At 51.5% G+C, this 19,203-nt stretch carries 13 protein-coding genes and 3 tRNA genes; 7 read left to right on the top strand and 9 right to left on the bottom strand.

Features of this window, described 5'->3' with window-relative positions; genetic code table 11:
* Window positions 1-434: 434 nt before the first annotated feature.
* From LWL52_RS12575 to LWL52_RS12565, 3 genes are all read right to left on the bottom strand, one after another.
* Window positions 435-2,072 (bottom strand): amidase, encoded by a 1,638-nt coding sequence (locus tag LWL52_RS12575; RefSeq protein WP_242920306.1) that lies wholly within the window; start codon window positions 2,070-2,072, stop codon window positions 435-437.
* Between the two features lie 256 nt (window positions 2,073-2,328).
* A complete protein-coding gene (locus LWL52_RS12570; protein ID WP_242920304.1) occupies window positions 2,329-3,636 on the bottom strand; it encodes a toxin-antitoxin system YwqK family antitoxin in 1,308 nt (435 codons plus the stop codon).
* A 345-nt stretch (window positions 3,637-3,981) separates the two neighbouring features.
* Complete coding sequence (locus LWL52_RS12565) at window positions 3,982-5,166, bottom strand: acetyl-CoA C-acyltransferase (protein WP_242920302.1); 1,185 nt, start codon at window positions 5,164-5,166, stop codon at window positions 3,982-3,984.
* Window positions 5,167-5,546: 380 nt separating this feature from the next.
* Between LWL52_RS12565 and LWL52_RS12560 the strand changes: the two genes are divergently transcribed.
* Window positions 5,547-8,414, top strand: a complete 2,868-nt coding sequence (locus tag LWL52_RS12560; RefSeq protein ID WP_242920300.1) for an alpha/beta hydrolase family protein — start codon at window positions 5,547-5,549, stop codon at window positions 8,412-8,414.
* Window positions 8,415-8,654: 240 nt separating this feature from the next.
* The gene (locus LWL52_RS12555; RefSeq protein WP_242920298.1) at window positions 8,655-9,176 is read left to right on the top strand and encodes a hypothetical protein; all 522 of its coding nucleotides are present in this window, start codon (window positions 8,655-8,657) and stop codon (window positions 9,174-9,176) included.
* A 3-nt stretch (window positions 9,177-9,179) separates the two neighbouring features.
* Here LWL52_RS12555 and LWL52_RS12550 read toward each other — a convergent pair whose 3' ends face one another.
* Window positions 9,180-9,632 (bottom strand): PaaI family thioesterase, encoded by a 453-nt coding sequence (locus tag LWL52_RS12550; protein ID WP_242920296.1) that lies wholly within the window; start codon window positions 9,630-9,632, stop codon window positions 9,180-9,182.
* Between the two features lie 145 nt (window positions 9,633-9,777).
* On the opposite strand from LWL52_RS12550, the gene LWL52_RS12545 reads away from it, so the two are divergent.
* Complete coding sequence (locus tag LWL52_RS12545; RefSeq protein WP_242920294.1) at window positions 9,778-10,167, top strand: VOC family protein; 390 nt, start codon at window positions 9,778-9,780, stop codon at window positions 10,165-10,167.
* 75 nt (window positions 10,168-10,242) lie between these two features.
* Here the strand turns inward: LWL52_RS12545 and LWL52_RS12540 are convergent, their stop codons facing one another.
* From LWL52_RS12540 to LWL52_RS12530, 3 genes are all read right to left on the bottom strand, one after another.
* The gene (locus LWL52_RS12540) at window positions 10,243-10,755 is read right to left on the bottom strand and encodes an acyl-CoA thioesterase (RefSeq protein ID WP_242920291.1); all 513 of its coding nucleotides are present in this window, start codon (window positions 10,753-10,755) and stop codon (window positions 10,243-10,245) included.
* An 89-nt stretch (window positions 10,756-10,844) separates the two neighbouring features.
* Window positions 10,845-11,819: a tetratricopeptide repeat protein gene (locus tag LWL52_RS12535; protein ID WP_242920289.1), complete on the bottom strand. Its 975-nt coding sequence runs from the start codon at window positions 11,817-11,819 to the stop codon at window positions 10,845-10,847.
* Entirely contained in the window at window positions 11,816-12,787 is a 972-nt protein-coding gene (locus LWL52_RS12530; protein WP_242920287.1) for a VWA domain-containing protein, read from the bottom strand. Before LWL52_RS12530 ends, LWL52_RS12535 begins: the two co-directional genes overlap by 4 nt.
* 463 nt (window positions 12,788-13,250) lie before the next feature.
* Here LWL52_RS12530 and LWL52_RS12525 point away from each other — a divergent pair.
* The 3 genes from LWL52_RS12525 (at window position 13,251) to LWL52_RS12515 (ending at window position 13,723) form a co-directional block, all read left to right on the top strand.
* A tRNA-Ser gene (locus LWL52_RS12525) sits at window positions 13,251-13,337 on the top strand.
* A gap of 118 nt (window positions 13,338-13,455) precedes the next feature.
* Window positions 13,456-13,529 (top strand) — tRNA-Pro (locus tag LWL52_RS12520).
* 120 nt (window positions 13,530-13,649) lie between these two features.
* Window positions 13,650-13,723: transfer RNA gene (locus tag LWL52_RS12515), tRNA-Arg, on the top strand.
* Between the two features lie 191 nt (window positions 13,724-13,914).
* On the opposite strand, the gene LWL52_RS12510 is transcribed toward LWL52_RS12515, so the two are convergent.
* Together LWL52_RS12510 and LWL52_RS12505 are read right to left on the bottom strand one after the other, a co-directional pair.
* Complete coding sequence (locus tag LWL52_RS12510) at window positions 13,915-14,799, bottom strand: hypothetical protein (protein ID WP_242920285.1); 885 nt, start codon at window positions 14,797-14,799, stop codon at window positions 13,915-13,917.
* 251 nt (window positions 14,800-15,050) lie between these two features.
* Window positions 15,051-17,240 carry a TonB-dependent receptor gene (locus LWL52_RS12505; RefSeq protein ID WP_242920283.1) on the bottom strand — a complete coding sequence of 730 codons (2,190 nt, stop codon included), beginning with the start codon at window positions 17,238-17,240 and terminating at the stop codon, window positions 15,051-15,053.
* A gap of 934 nt (window positions 17,241-18,174) precedes the next feature.
* Here LWL52_RS12505 and LWL52_RS12500 point away from each other — a divergent pair.
* Window positions 18,175-19,050, top strand: coding sequence for a hypothetical protein (locus LWL52_RS12500; RefSeq protein WP_242920281.1), 876 nt, complete (start codon window positions 18,175-18,177; stop codon window positions 19,048-19,050).
* The last annotated feature ends 153 nt before the right edge of the window (window positions 19,051-19,203 follow it).

Below are 19,203 nucleotides of genomic sequence, written 5' to 3'. Positions count from 1 at the left end.
TCGTCCTCGGGCATCGCGCTGCTTTCATTCCCTGCCCTCGTACCTCGGGCTGCCTCACTAACGTTTGTCACCGGAAATTCTCGAGGCGCTCTTTAAAGGGGGCCCCTGCACCCCCACCCAAGGACTGGGAAGCTTTCGATAGCTCCTGTTTATACTATGCAACTTGAACTAAGTCCCCCTTTGAAGGGGGTAGGGGGATGTTCTTCCTTCATCATATCACTTATACTTGTCTCTAGTGGAACAGCCATTTTTCCCTTTTGTCATCCTGAAAGGATCTTGTGAGCAAGCTAATGAAGCTAAAACAACACCGCCTATACTTCCAAAAGAACCAACAGCCTAATTCCCTCCTGGTCTTAGAGCCAGACCGGTGTGGAGTAAACAAGAAGCCCCAGCTCTTAAGAACCGGGGCTTTGAAGTATAAATGCTATCCTGCCTTACATCGGATTGGTGGACTTGATAAAAGTAGGCGCTACACGATTGTGCGAGGCCTGTTCGTAGGCGTAAGCCATGCCGATGAGCTTTGGCTCGGAATAGGCGCCCCCGAAAAACGACAGACCAATGGGTAAACCTTGCACGGCACCCATCGGAACGGTGATGTGCGGGTAACCGGCAATGGCTGCCGGGGTGGACAGGCCGTAGCCCGTAAAGGAGTCGCCGTTTACCAGGTCGATGCACCAGGAAGGGCCGTAGGTAGGGCCCGAGATGGCATCGAGCTTATTATCCTTCATCACCTCGTTGATGATCTTGCGCGACGTGGTCAGGTTCTTTTCTTTTGCCTCCCGGTACTCTTTCGAATCCAGGCCGCCCAACGCCTCAGAGCTTTCCAGGGTTTCCTGCTTAAAGTATGGCATGGCCTCTTTTTCATGCGCTTTGTTAAAGGCAATCACATCTTTTAAGGTTTTCACCTGGGCATTTGCCCCGGCCAGGTAGTTGTTCACGCCATCCTTAAACTCATATTGCAGCACCTTAAATTCATCACCGCCCAGCTTGTTTACCTTATCTACCACCTCAACTTCTACAATGGTAGCCCCTTTGCTGCGCAGCGTTTCGAGGGCTTTCTGCAGCAGGGCATCTACGCCTTCGTGGCTTTTGAGAAAGGTTTTCTCCACGCCGATGCGCTTTCCCTGCAAACTGTTAGCATCCAGGAACTGGGTATAGTCGGTGTAGGCTTTGCCGGCACTCTCTTTGGTAACGGCATCTTTGGGGTCGGTACCGGTTAGCGCGCCCAGCAGGATCGCCGCGTCCGTTACGGTGCGGGCCATGGGGCCGGCTGTGTCCTGGGTGGCGGAGATCGGAATAATGCCGGAGCGGCTTACCAGGCCCACAGTCGGCTTAATGCCCACCACGCTGTTTACGGCCGACGGGCAAACAATAGAGCCATCGGTTTCGGTGCCCACGGCTACGGCGCAGAGGTTAGCGGCTACGGCTACGCCCGAACCGGCGCTGGAGCCACAGGGGCTGCGATCCAGGACGTAGGCGTTGCGGGTCTGGCCGCCCCGGCTGCTCCAGCCTGATGTAGAACGGGTAGAGCGGAAATTGGCCCACTCGCTGAGGTTGGTTTTACCAAGTATAACAGCACCTGCATCGCGCAGGCGTTTTGCTACAAAAGCATCATCGGAGGCGATATTACCGGCCAGTGCCAGTGCGCCAGCGGTAGTCTGCATTTTATCGGCTGTATCGATGTTGTCTTTGATGAGCACCGGAATACCGTGCAGGGGCCCGCGTACCTTGCCGGCTTTGCGCTCCTTGTCCATTTGCTCGGCTATACTTAAGGCATCAGGGTTTACCTCGATCACCGAGTTAAGCCTGGGGCCATTTTTGTCGATGGCTTCGATGCGGTCGAGGTATTGTTTGGTTATAGCGCTGGAAGAGAGCGCGCCACTTTGCATTTTCTGCTGCAGCTCGCGTATGGTGGTTTCGTTCAGGGTAAATTCCTGCGTTTTCGCAGCTTCCTGCGCAGGGGGTTCTTCGGTGTTTTTTATGGCCGTGCCGGGGCTGCACGCCTCCAGCGTAAAAGCTGACAGCGCAATGCCTGCCAGTGATCCGTTTCGTATAAAGTTTCTCCTATCCATCTGTTCTATTTTTATAGTAAGATAGGCGTTTTGAGATAAAGTATAAAATGAATTTGAGAGAAGATAATAGCTGCTGATCGGGACCAGCAGCAAGCTAAAAAGCCGCCTTTGCGGGAAGAGCAAGAGGCGGCTTTTTGTACCTGTAACCTGGGCGGGTTTTATACAGCTACCCAGGCTGTGCCTGCAAAGGCTTTATACTTTTGGAAAACAAGCACTAGCGGACGCTTGCGCCAGAAACATCAAAACCAATAAGACTTTACTTTGGCACTACCTGGCCGTTACGGTAAAGGAGGGTCTTCACTACTTTCCCGCTCGGATCGTGGTATTTCCAGGTGCCGGTTTCGCGGTTGTTGCGGAACTGGCCGAGCACTTCGACCTTGCCGTCTTCAAAATACTGCTTGTAGGGGCCGAACCTGAGGCCGTCTTTGTGGTTGGTTTCCGATTTGAGCTTGCCCGATGGGTAGTATTCGTAACTCAGGCCCGTAATCTTCCCTTTTTCAAAGGTATACTTTTCTTTTGGTTGGCCATTATCATAGTACACCAGCCGGTCGCCGGCCAGTTTATCCTCTGTGTAGTTCTCCGAAACCTGTACTTTTTTGCCGGGCGCATCGAAGTATGTTTTCCAGTTGCCGTGCTTCTTTTCGTCTTTTAGCTGCTCTTCGGCCTCTACGTTGCCGGAAGGATAGTACAAGGTCGTTTTGCTATCGGCGCCGTTACTGCTCGTGGAGACCTCTTCTTTCAGTTTGCCATCTTCGTAGAAATATTTGCCGGTAGGCTGCCCGTTCTTATAGGTGAGATCGCTGCGCAGCTGGCCACTTTCATAGTATGATTTGGCCTGGCCGTGCATTTTGCCAGCCAGGAAACTTCCTTCGGTGCTGGGTTTGCCGCTCGGGTAATAGCTCTTGAAAGTGCCGTCCTTTTCGCCGGCTTTGTTCACTACCTCCGTTTGCAACTGCCCGTTCTCAAAATAGGTTTTGTAGGATCCTTCCAGCATGCCGTTGCGGTAGGTAGCATCCGTTTCCAGGGTGCCGTTGGCATAGTATGTTTTGGCCGGGCCGTTCTGCTTACTGTCTTTGTAGGTGATCTCAGATTTGAGCTTACCCGAAGGGTAATACTCACGCACCAGCCCTTCCGGAAAGCCATTCACAAACTGCGTTTCTTTTTTGAGCGTGCCATCCTCATAAAACGTTTTGAACACATTGCTTTGCTGGTCGTTTACATAACTGCCTTCCTGCAACAAATTGCCGTTGGGCTGATAGGCTTTGTAAGGGCCCTGCTTCACATCGTTAGCATAGGTTACCTGCAGTTTGGGCTTGCCATCGGGGTAGAACTCAGTGTAAACGCTGTCCTTTTTGCCTGCTACAAATTTTACCAGTGCTTCGCGCTGGCCGGTAGGGTAGTAGCGGTTGTAGTAGCCTACAATAGCCGAGTCGGGCGTCATGTAGTATACTTCTTTCACGGCTGTACGGGTCTGGTCGTGGTAGGTGGTTACTTTGGTTTGAGCCAGAGCCAGCACAGGCAACAGGCCTAATGCCAGCACGACAATTCCTATTTTATAAAGCATAGCAAGAGCTGAAATTACGGGTGAAACAGCAGTAGAATGTATACTTATACAAGTATAAAACTAAGCTTTTAAAGAACATCAAACGTTACCAAACGATTCAAAACGTCAGAATCAGGATTTTTAGGATGAACAGGTACGCTGCCAATAGCTCCTGCGAGCGTCTTACTAACAACAAGGATAGATCTAAACCTATACTTTCTCCTGTCTGAAACCAGTACGTCCTTTCATCACAAACTTCCATTTCAGACACTCGCAGGAGCTGCGCACACTGCGAGGTCTGGATAAACAAAGAAGCCTTACGAGCTAACGTAAGGCTTCCTGCAAATAATATGCCGACGGGGCAGCTTACATTTTCTCCAGCACGATAGCAGAAGCGCCGCCACCACCGTTGCAGATGCCGGTTACGCCAATTTTGCCGCCTTTTTTATTTAGCACATTGCACAGCGTGGCTACAATGCGGGCACCGGAAGCACCCAGCGGGTGGCCCAGCGACACAGCGCCGCCAAACACGTTCACGTTACCGCCTTCCAGGCCAAGTTTCTGGTTATTAGCGATCGATACAACTGAGAATGCTTCGTTGATCTCGTAGAAATCCACGTCAGAGGCTTCCACGCCGGCAACTTTAAGAGCCTTCGGTATCGCCAGGGCGGGTGTGGTGGTGAACCAGATCGGGTCCTGCTCGGCATCGGCAAAGCCCAAGATTTTGGCGATCGGTTTTACGCCCAGCTCTTCGGCTTTCTCTTTGCTCATCAGCACCAGGGCAGCCGCGCCGTCGTTCAGGGTAGAGGCGTTGGCAGCCGTTACGGTACCGGCTTTATCAAATACCGCTTTCAGGCCCGGGATCTTGTCGAAGTTAACTTTTTTATACTCCTCGTCTTCCGTTACCACAAGTGGGTCTTTGCCGCGCTGCGCTACTTTCACAGGCACGATCTCATCTTTCAGCTGACCGGCTTCTGCAGCCGCAGCCACTTTTTTGTATGAGTTAATGGCATATTCGTCCTGCATTTCGCGGGTGATCTTCAGCTCTTTGGCTGTGTTTTCGGCCGCATTGCCCATATGGAAATCGTTGTATACATCCCACAGGCCGTCTTTCAACAAGCCGTCCGTCATCTGGCCGTGGCCAAGCTTGGCACCGAAACGGGCTTTGTCGAGGTAATAGGGCACGTTGCTCATACTTTCCATACCGCCTGCCACGATCACATCTTTGTGGCCCAACATAATGGCCTGAGCCGCATACATAATGGCTTTGGAGCCCGAAGCGCATACTTTGTTCACGGTAGTGCACTCTACGTTATAGCCCAATCCGGCGGCAATGGCTGCCTGGCGGGCAGGCGCCTGGCCCAGGCCGGCCGACAGCACGTTGCCCATGATCACTTCCTGCACCTGGCTTTTGTCTACGCCGGCTTTCTCCAGCGCTCCTTTAATGGCGGCAGCGCCCAGCTGTGTAGCAGAAACACCCGCGAATACGCCGCCAAAGCTGCCAATCGGCGTCCGGACAGCGGAGATAATATATACTTCTTTTGTTTGCATGATCTTGTAGGAAATAATTTTATTGTGTGAAAGTATCAAGTTTCGGGCGGAAAACCAAACGTTCGTTAGGCTAATCAGGCCTGCCGGAAACGGGCTGAAAATCCGGGGCAGGATGCCGGCGCTTTTATTTCGCCAGACACCGGTGCTGCCAGAAAGCCATACGGAGAACAGCTAAAAGAGTGGCCACGTTCTGCCGGTCGCCTGGCATTATAGCGGCTTCGGCTGGGCCCGCGGGGTATACTTCAGCGGAAGCAACCTGCGTAACGGTTTTCTTTTTGCCGGCTAAAGTGATGTTGTAACATAAGGTTAACGCATTTTCCCTTATATTTAGCATCGCACTAGTATGCTATTTAAACGTATCTGACACCAACATTCCCCCAATGAAAAGACTTTTACTGGCGGCAGTTTTGTGCAGTGCCTTCTGGCAGGCACAGGCCCAGCAGCAAAACGCCAAAAAACCGCTTACCCACGACGTATACGACAGCTGGAAAGGCGTGGAGGGCGACAAGATCTCCCGTAACGGCAAGTACGTGCTCTACAACGTGAACCCGCAGGAAGGCGATGGCGAATTATACATCCGGAACTACATCAACAACGCCGTATCCAAGTATAGCCGGGGCACCAAAGCCGAGTTTACCACCGATAGCCGCTTTGCCGTTTTCCAGGTGAAGCCCGAGTACCAGAAGGTGCGTGCCCTGAAGCTTAAAAAGAAGAAGGCTGACGAACTGCCCAAAGACTCGCTGGCCATTGTAAGCCTGCCGGACATGAAGGTGGTGAAAGTGCCCCGCGTAAAATCGTTTAAGCTGCCCAAGGAAGGCACCAACTGGGTAGCTTACCAACTGGAAAAACCCCTGCCACCAAAAAAGGATGACAAGGCTAAGACACCCGAGAAAGCGGCTGCTAAAAAGCCAGTTAAAGGAGAGAACAAGAAAGCAGAAGGCACCGAGCTGGTGCTGCGCAATTTGCAGACAGGGCAGGAGCAGCGTTTCAGCCGCGTAACCGATTTTATTTTCTCGGAGAAAGGCAACATGCTCTACTTTGTGAAAGACAAGCTCGACTCGCTGCACAACGCCGGTGTGTTTGCCGTGAATACCGCCGACCTGAAAGCGATGCCCATTGATACGGGCAAGACAGCCTATAAGGGCATCAGCACCGACAAAGCGGGCGGGCAGCTGGCTTATGTGGCCACCATGGATAGCCTGGAAGCCGATATCCGCTACTTTAACCTCAACTACTGGAACAGCAAAGACCGCAAAAAACTGGTGCTGGCTGATACGGCCTCCCGGGGCATAACCAAAAACTGGATGGTGAGCGAAAACGGCGAGCTCAAATTCTCGGAAGATGGCAAACGCCTGTTCTTCGGCACGTTTCCGCGCCCTACGCGCTACGAAAAAGATACCACCAAGCTGGAGGAGGACAAAGTAAGCCTGGACATCTGGACGTATAAAGATCCGCTTATTCAGCCTATGCAGCTCAAGCAAAAAGACAAGGAACTCAAGCGCTCCTTCCTGGCCATGTACGACCTGAAAGGCAAACGCCTGCAGCAACTGGCTACGCTCGAAGTGCCGGATGTATACCTGGATGCGTACCTGACAGGCGATGTGGCGCTGGGCGTAAGCGACGAGAAGTATAAGCAGACGATCGGCTACGAAACCCCTACCCGCAAAGACGCTTACCTGATCGACCTGAAAAAGGGCACCCGCAAACAGGTGCTCAGCGAAACCCGCGGCATGCCGCGCCTCTCGCCACTAGGCGAATATGTATACTGGTATGAGCCGGTTGATAGCAGCTGGTATGCGCTTGCAAGCAAAGGAGGCAGCAAGCTGAATTTGACCAAACGCATTGGGCTGCCTTTTTACGACGAAACAAACGATATGCCCATGCTCCCCGACGAATATGGCCTGGCCGGCTGGGTAGGCAAAGACGTTGCCCTGCTGGTGTATGACAAGTATGATATCTGGAAACTAGACCCACGTGGCAAAAAAGCCCCCGAAAACCTGACCGACAAGTATGGCCGCACGCACAACCTGCGGTTGCGCTATGAGCTGCTCGACGAGGAAGAGAAATTCATACCCGAAGATGCCACCTTATACCTGAGCGCCTTTAACCTGGCCACCAAGGCCAACGGCTATTACCGTGATTTTGCAGGCAAGCAGGCGCAGCCCGAAAAGCTTATTTTCTCGGATCATGCCTATACCAGCCTGCACAAGGCCAGGAACGATGACCGGGTAACGTTCCGCAAAGGCTCGTTCCGGGAGTATAACGACCTGTATACTTCGGATGCAAGCTTTGCCAACGTACAAAAACTGAGCGACGCCAACCCACAGATGAAGGATTATTTGTGGGGATCGGTGGAGCTGGTGGACTGGAAATCGACGGATGGCGTGCCGCTGCAGGGCCTGCTCTACAAGCCCGAGAACTTTGATGCGAATAAAAAGTACCCGATGATGGTGTACTTCTACGAGCGTTCTTCCGACGGCATGCACAACCACCGCGTGCCGGCGCCAAGTGCTTCCACCATCAACATCCCATACTTTGTAAGCAACGGCTACCTGGTGTTTGTGCCGGATATTGTGTACAAAAACGGCTACCCGGGCGAGAGCGCCATGGATTGCATCATGCCGGGCGTGCAAAGCCTGGTAGCCAAAGGGTTTGTAGACGACAAGAACATGGCGCTGCAGGGCCAGAGCTGGGGCGGTTACCAGATCGCCTACATGGTGACGCGCACCAATCTGTTTAAAACGGCTATGGCAGGTGCGCCCGTATCGAACATGACGAGCGCTTATGGCGGCATCCGCTGGGGAACCGGCCTGAGCCGCCAGTTCCAGTATGAGCACACCCAAAGCCGCATTGGCGGCACCCTGTGGGACAAGCCGCTGCAGTTTATCGAAAACTCGCCCTTGTTCTTTGCCGACCGGGTAGAAACGCCCCTGCTCATCATGCACAACGACGCTGACGGCTCGGTGCCGTGGTACCAGGGCATTGAATATTTTATGGCGCTGCGCCGCCTCAACAAACCGGTTTGGATGCTGGTCTACAACAACGAAGACCACAACCTGGTGCAGCGCAAAAACCGCAAAGACCTCTCGGTGCGCATGTCGCAGTATTTTGATTATTACCTGAAAGGAGCGCCCATGCCGCAATGGATGAAGCAGGGCGTGCCGCAGGTGGTAAAAGGAAAGGACTATGGCCTGGAGCTAGTGGAACCCCAGCCCGAACCCGAAGTAGCCGGCGAAGCGAAGGAATAGCTTCCGTTATACTTTACTATACTATAAAGCAACAGCCGCTGCACCCCCGGGTGCAGCGGCTGTTGCTTTTCAGGCCCTGGTTATACTTGCCTGTTGTGTGTTACCGCTTTACAATATCCGAAATAAATCAATTGACTCCCAGTTGCTTATGGCTTACTAAATATTTCTTTAAAGTAAATTTTATCAGGATACTATCTTGTATTATAGTAGTATAAATATGCATTAAAAAACAATGAAACTATGATTGATACCCAGATAGTAGATTCTGCTTTGATCGTGCTCGCATTGCTGAGCGGTATGCTGTTTGCGCACCTGCTTTATCGTTCACAGCAAGTGGCTGTGAAGCGTTTGCCGCTGTTCCTGGTAATGGCTTTCTGCTTCTGGAGTCTCTTTAACTGGGCTGGCCATTTAGTTGCCGTATCTTATGTAAATGTAAAACTGATGTTACAGGGCAGCTTTGTGTATAGCTTCCGTTTTTATTCCCTTATGTTGATGGGAGTGGTCTTTCTGCTGCTAATTCTGCAGCAACTGCGGTGCATCTTGTCTATGCTCCGCGGAAAGGATTTCGGGTATCATCGACTAAAACAAGTGAGCTTTGTGATCATTGCTTTCAGTTTACCCATCATTCCGCTTAACCCGATCGGGTCTTTGCCTATCATCAGCTCGGTGGTTATCCTCACCATCATTGCAGTTACCCGGAAGCAGTGGGAGGCACAGAAGCAGCCAGCTTTGGAGGATGTGCAGCAGGTAGTGCCGGTCTAGGCGCTATCCTTCCAGGACTGCGCTGTAGCCTGCAAGGCTGCTGAGGGGCTGCGTGGTGCGCATAAACTGGCCGGTGCCGAAAGCCACTTCCTTGCCCTTGTCGTTATAGAGCGTTGCCTCAGCTACAAACAGGTTCTTGCTTTTCGATCGGACGGTTCCGACTGCTTTGAGTACGCCTCCTGTGACCGGCCGCAGCAAATTCAGCTGAAAGGAGGAGGTGACAATGAACACGTCCCGTACCAGCGAGGCCACAGCAAAGTAGGCCGCATCATCCAATAATTTAAAGTATACGCTGCCATGCAGGGCATTGGCGCCGTGGAAGAATTTCGGGTCGGCGGGCAACGTGATCTCGGCCTGCTCGTGGCTGATGCTTATCTGGCTGTGGCTGTACACGGACTGGATGTTGGCGCTGTGGTAGAGCCGCTCCAGCAATTGGTAATGGGTTTGTGCTTCCATGGCTTTGGTATAGGTTCTGCAAGTATAAGCAAAGCTGGGAGTATTCTCCTGCTCCTGAGCTGAAGTATGGCCGCTGCCGGATGTGTGAGCTTTTATCTTCTCAGTGCACGCTGTATCTTTGCCCCATTCCCCTAAATTATGAAAGATGAGTTACACGTATGGTCCGGGCATCGGCCACCTGGAGTTCTGGGTAAAAGACCTGGAGGCCTCGCTGGCGTTTTACAGTAAGCTTTTCCCGCTGATTGGCTGGCACGCACTGAACCGCACCTCTTATAGCTGCGGCACACACGAGATATACTTTAAAGAAGCGCCCGTGCTCTTGCACGACAGCCTGGGCGTGCGCCACATCTGTTTTCATGCTACCAGCCGCCAGGTGGTGGAGCAGGTAGGAGCATGGCTGCAAAGTATAAACGCCACAATTATCCGCGGACCGCAAGCCATGCCCGCCTACGATGCCGCTTACTACACCGTCGATTTCCGGGACCCCAACGGGTTTGTACTGGAAGTAGCGCACATGCCGGAAACGAAACTATAAAGTATAAGTATCTATTTTCGGGGATTACTAGTAAGGCGCAGCAGGCCGGGGCTTCCTGCCCTGGGTGTTGCCTGCTTATACTTTGGGTACCTGGGCTTTGCGGACCTCTTTTACCCGTTCCTCAAAATAAAGCGTGGGCCGGCCTTCGCCATCTGCCGCCACTGTGCCAAACAAGGTGGTAAGCTCCGGGGAATGCGTGGCTTTTTCGCCTTTGCGCGCATCAATGTAGACAAAGCGCATCCATACCACTGATTTCACCGAGCCGGTGGCTTTGTCCAGCATCATGCCTTCCATCAGCAGATCGAACGCGGTGAACCAGCGCAAGCAGGTACGGACCGTCACCATCTCGTTAAATTTTGCTTCCTGCAGGTATGCAATTTGCGTGGACGCCACCACCCAGGCTTTGCCCGTTTCTTTGGTGTGGCCATAAATGTCGAGGTGGTAGTTGTCGCGCAGCTGGTCTTCGCGGGCATTTAGGAAGTAATCCACGTAGCGGCCGTTGTTCAGGTGGCCGAAAGGGTCACAGTCCTCAAAACGCACGCGGGTGTCGCTTTCCAGGTATACAGGTAGGTTATCGGGGTTTAGCATAGTTAGACTTTTAGGGTTATACCTCCGGAAAAAGAATTTGTCTCCGGAAGCCGGTCTTTCAATATACGACTGGAAGCGCAGGGCAGCTTTTACCAATCGGGTTTGCTGCGGTCCGGCTTTTTATCTGACTTTTTAGGCAGCTGCTGGATGTACTGCAACTCAGCATTGCGCATGGCGTCGAGCAGGAGCCGGGCTTTTTCGGGGCTCATGTTTACCTGTTGCAGCCGGCGGCGTTGTGTCTGGGCGCGCTGGTCCTGGTCGGTAATGTTTTCGGAGCCGCCGCCAAGCCCTTGCTGGTTGGGCAAAGTAGCATTCTCCATTGTCTGGCCTTTTGTATCGCCTGGTTCGGTGCCGCTTGCCTCTTCCTGGTCGCCGTTGTTGCCAGAAGCCTGGGAAGAATTGCTTTCAAGCTGATTGCCCTTGCCGCCGCCTTGTTGTTGTTGCTCTGTAGGCGTACCGGAAGGTTGCGGGGTATCCATTTCCTTTTCATCGGTTCCCGCATCATCGGGTTTGCTGCCGGGCTGTGGCTCCTGATTTTCCTGGGCGGGTGGAGGTGTCTGCAAGCTGTCGCTTCCCTGGCCGGACGGTGGCGGCAGTTTCTGCGGCTCGTCTTCGGTTGCTTTTTCGGGGTGCAGAGCCAGGTATTTTTTTAGGAGCTCATAATCGTAGCGGGCTTTTTCGTTATCGGGGTCGGCGATCAGGGCCTGGCGGTAACGCGCGAGCGCCTGTTTATACTTGTGCCGGCCAGCGGCAATGTTGCCCAGTTGCAGGTGCGCAATGGCGCGCAGGTGGCTGGACGGGTGCTCGGCCAGCAAACGATACGATTCCTGGGCTTTCTCCGGCGCACCGGCCTGGTAGTAAGCGTGTGCCAGGTTCAGGCGCAGCTGATCGTCCTGTACGTCCAGGTCATTGAGAAGGTATTCGTAGGCAGCTATGGCCCTGGTATAATCCTGCTGCCGGTAGGCCTGGGCAGCCTCCTGCGCATAGGTGTTGATGCGGGCAATGGTGCGAAGCCCTCCACTCAGAAAACTGACCAGCAAAATAGCAGCAAGCAGTAGTTTCATATCCGGATAAGCTTAACGGTGATCAGGGCATCCAGCAGTATAAAGAACAGCGCCAGCGCCAGCGGGTAAATATACTTGTTAGCCGTTACGTCGATGGTCTTACGCTCATGCAGCTCGCCTTCTATATTATTGATGGCGCTGATGAGGCGGCTGACTTCACTTACGCGGTTATTCACTTCAAAATATTGCCCGCCGGTCAGGTCGGCCAGTTGCACCAGGGGAGCCGGGTTCAGGCTACTTACCACGGTTTTCCCTTCCTCGTCTTTCTTAAAGGCACGCCCCGCCGGTATGCGGCTGCCTTCGGTGGTGCCGATGCCCAGGGTGTACACGCGGATGTTCTGCTCGCGCAGCTGCCCGGCCAGGCGTTCCACATCCGGGCCGAAATTTTCGCCGTCACTGATCAGTACCAGCACGCGGGCTTTCTGCTCTGCCGCTGTCGTAGGCGTGCGCTGCTCCAGTTTATTCAGCGCCAGCTGCAGCACGGGCGCATAGTTGGTGCCGGCGCGGGGCAACAGGCCGGTGTGCAGCGTTTGGGTATAGAGTTGCAGGGCATTCTGGTCATAAGTGAGCGGGCTCTGGATAAAGGCCTCATCCCCGAACACGATCAGGCCGATGCGGTCGGAGTTAAAGCGGCTGATGAGGCGCTGGATCTCATGCTTGGCTTTTTCCAGGCGCGAGGGTTGCACATCGGTGGCATCCATGGAGCGCGACAGGTCCACGGCAATGTAGAGGTCCTTGCCAATGGTTTTGATCTCTTTTTTCATGGCCCCGAACGAGGGGCCCAGCATGGCGATGAGCAGGAGCGCCACATAAAGGTTGCGGAGCACGAACTTGACCCAGATGCCATGCGGCCGCTGTTTAAAGAAGCGTGCCACGCGCCAGACACGGTACAGGTAGCCCAGGTACAACCCGAAGAACAGGGTGCCGAAAAGGAGCTCGAGCAGTGAAAGGGACTGGTACCAGGTCATGTTTGGGTGTAAAAGCAGAAGGCGCCGGTTTTTTAGCGTTCTTCCCGAAAAAACAAATATACAAAAGCCGGCTATACTTCCGGTATCTGCCCGGCGCAGGCTAACAAGTATAACGCAAACGCACAACGCCTCCGGAAACGAATACCACACAGAAAAAAGTACGGCGGCAGCCCCTCCTTCGTATGCCATTTCGAGTGCGGATTTTAGCTAGGTTGCTGCTGCCGTGAGGGATTTAATGGAGGTTAGCTTTACCCGGCAGCCGGACAGCGGGGGCAGCGAGAAAAATACAGGAAAATATTTGAATAAAAGGCGGGTTACAAACCAGAATAGAATCAAGGAGTTAGCGCCGGTAAGGGGCCAAGAGGGGAATAAATTAGGCTTTCGGGACTTAAAAAGTAGGAGAGGCTATTGCGCGCTAAAAGGGAATGTAGTATGTTTGCAATCTCTTTAGCAGGAAGAGCCCGGAGAGGTGGGTGAGTGGCTTAAACCAGCAGTTTGCTAAACTGCCGTACTGGAAACGGTACCGGGGGTTCGAATCCCCCCTTCTCCGCAAGCGAATAAAAAAGTTGAAAATTAATTTGATACTTTAAAATCTTCGCTTACTTTTGCAACGCAATAAAACGCAACGGCTCTCAAACGCCACCGCTTTTTAAAGCAGATTACCAGTTCGGGGTGTAGCGTAGCCCGGTATCGCGCCACATTTGGGATGTGGAGGTCGTAGGTTCGAATCCTGCCACCCCGACTTAAAAATTTCGGAAGCAATTCCGAAATTTTTTGTTTAAAGGAAGTCCATCCAAGCATTAGGTCTTTCGTTTGAGTCCAAACGGGATCACCTGCCACAGGAGGGCCACTGGTAAACGCTGGTCTCGTAGCTCAGCTGGATAGAGCAACTGCCTTCTAAGCAGTAGGTCTTTGGTTCGAATCCAAACGGGATCACTTAGAAAGAAAGCACTTATAAGGTAAAACTTGTAGGTGCTTTTTTTATGCGCATCTCTTTTAGACAGCCTTGTATCAATTTTGTTTTATAACAGAGTGGAGTTGATAGTAAAGAAAAAAGCGGAAGCAGTTGATATATGCTTCCGCTTTCTATAGGGGTGATGTAAAATATGCTTTATCTGTTGAGGTAATTACTTTTGTACATATTTCGAATAGTCTTTAAGATTAGCAGCGCCGATTCTTCTGCCATAAACAAAGCCCACTCTCAACAGCGGGGGGAAGGAATGCGCAAGAACTTCACCCTTTTCTGTGTCAAGAACAGCCTGAATCATAAGCTCAGGTTTAGTTATACTTGCAGGAAAAATGTATATATAGGCGTATCCTGGTTTCTGATTAATAATGGCATCCTCAATTTCCTGCTTGTCTACCACCTTAAAAGGTAAGCCATATTGTTCTTTAATTACTTCATCCGAGATTCTATTTTTCATCAAGGCATTGTCGATAAGCAGAGTTACATTCTTCAGTTTATCAGCATTAGCCTTAGATTCTTTGGGGTAGGACATCTCATCCTTATCGCGAATACTTTTGTTTATAACATTCTGTACCTGAAGTAACGAGCTGACGATTTCTCCATCAGACGGATATGTCTGATCATAATTATGAATATAAGTATAGTTGCTGCCTACTGCCCGTTCCAATAGGCCAATATTGAGTGTGCTGCTAATCCAGGTAGTGTTATGTGTTTCTTTAATATGAGTAACTTCCCAGGTTAGAAATCTCAATACAGCATGGGTGCTAATATCTTTTTTCTTTTTCTTTTTCAGGGCATCTAATTCACTGGCATTGATATAAGTAATATCATGATTCAATGTCCATAAGCTTTCGACTTTAGCTTTAATAGTTGTTTTAACTCTATCAAGCTCAGTTGCGGTTTTACCATCCCGAGAGTCGGGTAGTACCACCAGGAGAGGTCTGTTCTTTATCTCAATAAGATCCTGGATCTTGCCATTCATTTGTCCAAATGATTGAAGGTTTGTGCAAAGAAGCATAATCACTAGAAGTAGATTTCTCTTCATAATGGTGAATAAAAGTTTGTTTAAGTATAATTATAGTTTAATATATAGTAATATATTAAAAATAATCTGAAAGTCTGTCTAGTCGTTATCAGACTTATTTTATACTTACTTATTTACATAGTTTCAGCAGCCTTCGTGTTGGGGGCTATAAATGAAAAAGGAAGGCCTCCGTGTTGCAGGTAGATTACAACCTACTATAATCTACCTGCAACACGGAGGCCAACACTAAGAACTAATGTTACACCCCTATGTTAGAGGATGTTCAGTTTTATGCCGCCATTGATCACGCGCCCGTCTACCGGTGCATAAATTTCGCTGAACTGCGGGTTGCGCATACTGCCGCTGTAGATGCTTCCGAACTTGCTCTGCCGGGTGTCAAAGATGTTCTCGAAGTTGATGAACAGGGAAAACTTTTCAAACATTTTCTCCACCATCACTCCGTTTATCCAGTAGTCGCGCCCACGGGTGCCATCGCTTAGCCGCTGCCGACTGAAATAGTAGGCTTCCAGCCCGATGCGGAAGTTATCTTCCTTTTCCAGCATCAGCACCGTATTCACGCGGTGCTTTGGCGTTAGCGGCATGTCGGCCACTGCATCGTTATAGTGCTGCCTGGCGTCGGTGTAAGTATAACCCAGGAACAGCTTAGCCCAAGCATACCCGAGTTTGAGATTGGTTTCCACGCCTTTGGTATCCACATAACCGCTGGCATTCCGGAAGGCATACAGGTTGTCGGGGCGTAGCGTCAGCACGAGCGGATCGCTGAGCCGGGTATAGAAGAACATGTGGTTGAGGCTGAAAGTGACGTTCTCCCCGATCAGGGTGTTATAATTGATATCCGCATTGCCACCGAGAGACGTTTCGGCCTTTGTCTGGCTGATGTCCAGCGGAAGTATGTTGCGGAAGGTGATGTTCTCGGCCTCCTGCGTGAAGATGGTTGGGGTTTTGTAGCCCATGCCGCCCCCGATGCGGGAAGTAAAGCGATCACTGATGTGGAACAGCGCCGAAACCCGGGGCAGCAAAAACAAGCCTTTTGTTTTATTGGCTGGTGCAGGCGTTACATAGTCGGCCCGCAGGCCAGACTCCAGCACCAGCCATGCCACCGGCGTGAACGTGTTTTGCGCAAAAGCCCCAATAATGGTGTTTTCATAATCCCGTGCGCCAACAGCATCGGCATGCTGTTCGGTGAACTTGTCTGTCCAGAGGTTAGCGCCTATTACCCAATCCAACCGCTCTTTCGTTAAGCTGTAAGCCACCTCACTGAAGCTGGCCGTCTGCTTTCCCCTGAAATCATAGTATGGTACGGCAATCTCCCTGTTAAAAAGGCTGATACTGTTCTTTACCGATAGCTGCGCATGGTCTGACAGACGATGCGTCAGGTTAAACTGCGTGGACAAACGCTTTGAGTTGTTTTGTTCAAAATAGAAATCGCCTTCATTGCCGTCCATGTATCGCATGTCACCGCCCAGGCGTTCTTCCCGGGAGGCATTCACACCCAACGACACCGTCGTATGATCGCTTGGGTAATAGTAGAGCGTGGGGTTTGCGGTGTAGCGTTCAAGATCCGGTATGGCGGAAAAACCAATGCCGGCAGGGTCATAGGCCTGGTTGGTGTTTCTGGATGCAAAAACAGTTACCCCAAATCGACCGAACTTCTTACCGTAAAAACCGCTCAGGTCAAGCCCGTTGGCACTGGTAACATTGGCCATCAGTCTCAACTCGCCTTCTTCCGTCGGTTTTTTAGTGATCAGGTTCACCAGGCCGGCGATGGCACCGCCGCCATAAAGGGTGGAAGAACTGCCCTTGATCACTTCTACCTGGTAGAGGTTGAGCGGTGGAATCTGCATGATGCTCAGTCCGCTGGAGAAACCCGCATAGAGCGGAAATCCATCCTGCAAGAGCTGCGTGTAGCGGCCATCCAAGCCCTGGATGCGGATATTGGCGTTGGCACTGGTGGCAGAGGTCTGCTGCGTCTGGATGCCTGTGCTTTCGTTGAGCAGCATGCGGATGTCGCCCGGTTTCATATTGCCTTTTTCGCCAAGCTCTTCCAGTGTAATCGCCTCCACCCGGGTGGGGATATTCTCAATCGTGCGGCTGCTGCGGGTGGTAGTAACCACTACTTCTTCAAGTTCCTCACCACCGGGCGCTAATAATATCACCAGGGGTGCGTCCTGGGCGAGCGGAAAGCGAAGAGTGTCCACCTTGTCCTCGTACCCGACAAAACCGAACCGGATGATATGCGTGCCATCGGGGATGTTGCGCAACTCGAGTTCACCGGAAGCGCCCGAACTGGCGCCGATGGCGGTGTTGTAAACGGCAGCGGTGGCCCCAACCAGGGGCGCATTTGTTTTACTGTCTCTGATGAGGACTTTAAATGTATTTTGGCTAAATGCTATGGTATTGCTCAGCACAAGGAGCAATACCACAATCAGGTATCTTTTCATTCTGGTTATACTAACGCTAAAATAAGTGAAACTGCGGCACAGCAGGGCACCGCATAATGGGTTCTGATTTTAAAAGGGCATTAGCTCAGCTTGGGAGGCTGCCAGAAAAAACCATAAAACACTGGAAACAGCTGTTGCTCGTAAGCCGCCGCATGCACAAGGCCAGGAAGGAAAAACGTGGCAGGCGCTTCGGGGTGAGCAGGTACCGTGAAGCCGCTGCAAGCGGCGCAACTATAGAATGGCGAGCAGCTTGCAGTTTCATCACGTTGCGTTTGCCCTGACTTTATACTATCCACCTGGCAGGTGTCGGAGAGGCAGCAAGGCCAAACCGAGAGAAGTGTCACTACTAGTACGAACAGGATAGGGATGACTTTCACCCTGCAAAGGTACAGCTTCTAGCCGTAGCATTCAAAGCTTTACACCCGCGCCAGTAGTTTGCCCCACCATATGCAAGTATAAAACCGGCGCATTTGCAGGCCTTCAAAGAGGAGTATCCAGTAGTTATTTTGTGTATGGGCTGTTATACTTGAATGGATCAGTTGTTTGAGACAAGTATACGGCTGACTTCTGTAGGTTCCTGTACTGCCGCAGCCACTAAATGTATTCTGCCGGGAAGGGGTGTTTCGATTAATCTACTTGCAATTCTGTTTATTGTGAAAAAACTTTTCTGTGCAGGAGCTGCTTTTTTGTGCAATAAACCAAAGTATAACATCTTATGTATGAGCTTGTTGAAAAGAAATAAAATAAGCCTCACAAGGCCTTGCGAACTGATATGCCCATGATTTTGTTCGGCACAAGGTTCAGGTATAGCAAGCGGGTTGGAGATGTCGCCACATGCTATTGTTGATCTTTGATCCAATTCAAAACCCAATTTTTAACGATGGTTGCGCTGAATGCGCCTTGTGCAGGCCAGCCATAGTATGAGCACTCTTTTATGACATTTACCGGACGTTACCTGGCAGGATTAGTTAAAATGGTGGCAGGCTGTTTGTGCGCTGTACTGATGGGCTGCAGTGAGAAGGAAGCCTCATTCGATATGCAGCCATACGAGAATCAACCGCTTATCCGACCCGTTTCACCACTTATTTCCGAAGCCTCGGGCATAGCCGACAGCAAAGCCAACCCCGGGTTTTTGTGGGTGCAGGAAGACAGCGGCAACGCGGCCGTGCTCTACCTGGTGGGGCATGACGGGCAGGTAGCCAAAACCATCCCGTTTAAGGGCATTACCAACCGCGACTGGGAAGACCTGGTGCTCTCGGGCAACGACCTGTACCTGGCCGATATCGGGGATAATGCCGAGGCATATAAAACCTACACGATCTACAAATTTCCTGAGCCGAAGGCGGACACCGATACCATCCGGACGATTGAAAAGATCACGTTTCAGTATTCCGATGGCGCACACGACGCAGAAGCATTCCTCGTGGACCCCGAAAGCAAAGACATCTACCTGCTCACGAAAAGGGATTTTCCTGCCCGGATCTACAAGATAGCTTATCCGTATAGCACCACCTCGGTGAATACGGCGGTAAAGGCAGGCGCGCTGGCGTATGGCGGCGTGGTGAGTGCGGCGCTGTCGGCAGACGGGAAGGGGATCATCGTGAAAACGTATATGGATCTGTTTTACTACCCCCGCACAGCAAACGAACCCCTGGAACAGGCACTGGCAAAAAGCCATACGAAGCTCCCGTATGTGATGGAGCCACAGGGCGAGGCGGTAACGTTTTTGCGCAACAACAAAGGCTATTTTACACTCAGCGAGAAATTCCTGTCAAGCAAAGTGGATCTGTATCTTTACAAAAAGAAGTAGTTCCGGCAGCAGAAGGTAGTTTGCCCTACTAACAAAGCAGTTGTTTTTTCTGGCCATACTCGGTACTCGTACAGTAAGCATTTCTGGCGCAAGCGTCCGCTTGTGCCAGGTATAGGCATGTATAAGCCCGGAACATTGACAAGGCCAACTTTG

Source organism: Pontibacter liquoris, from assembly GCF_022758235.1.
Lineage (GTDB): Bacteria > Bacteroidota > Bacteroidia > Cytophagales > Hymenobacteraceae > Pontibacter > Pontibacter liquoris.
This window is presented reverse-complemented; position numbering and strand designations above follow the sequence as displayed.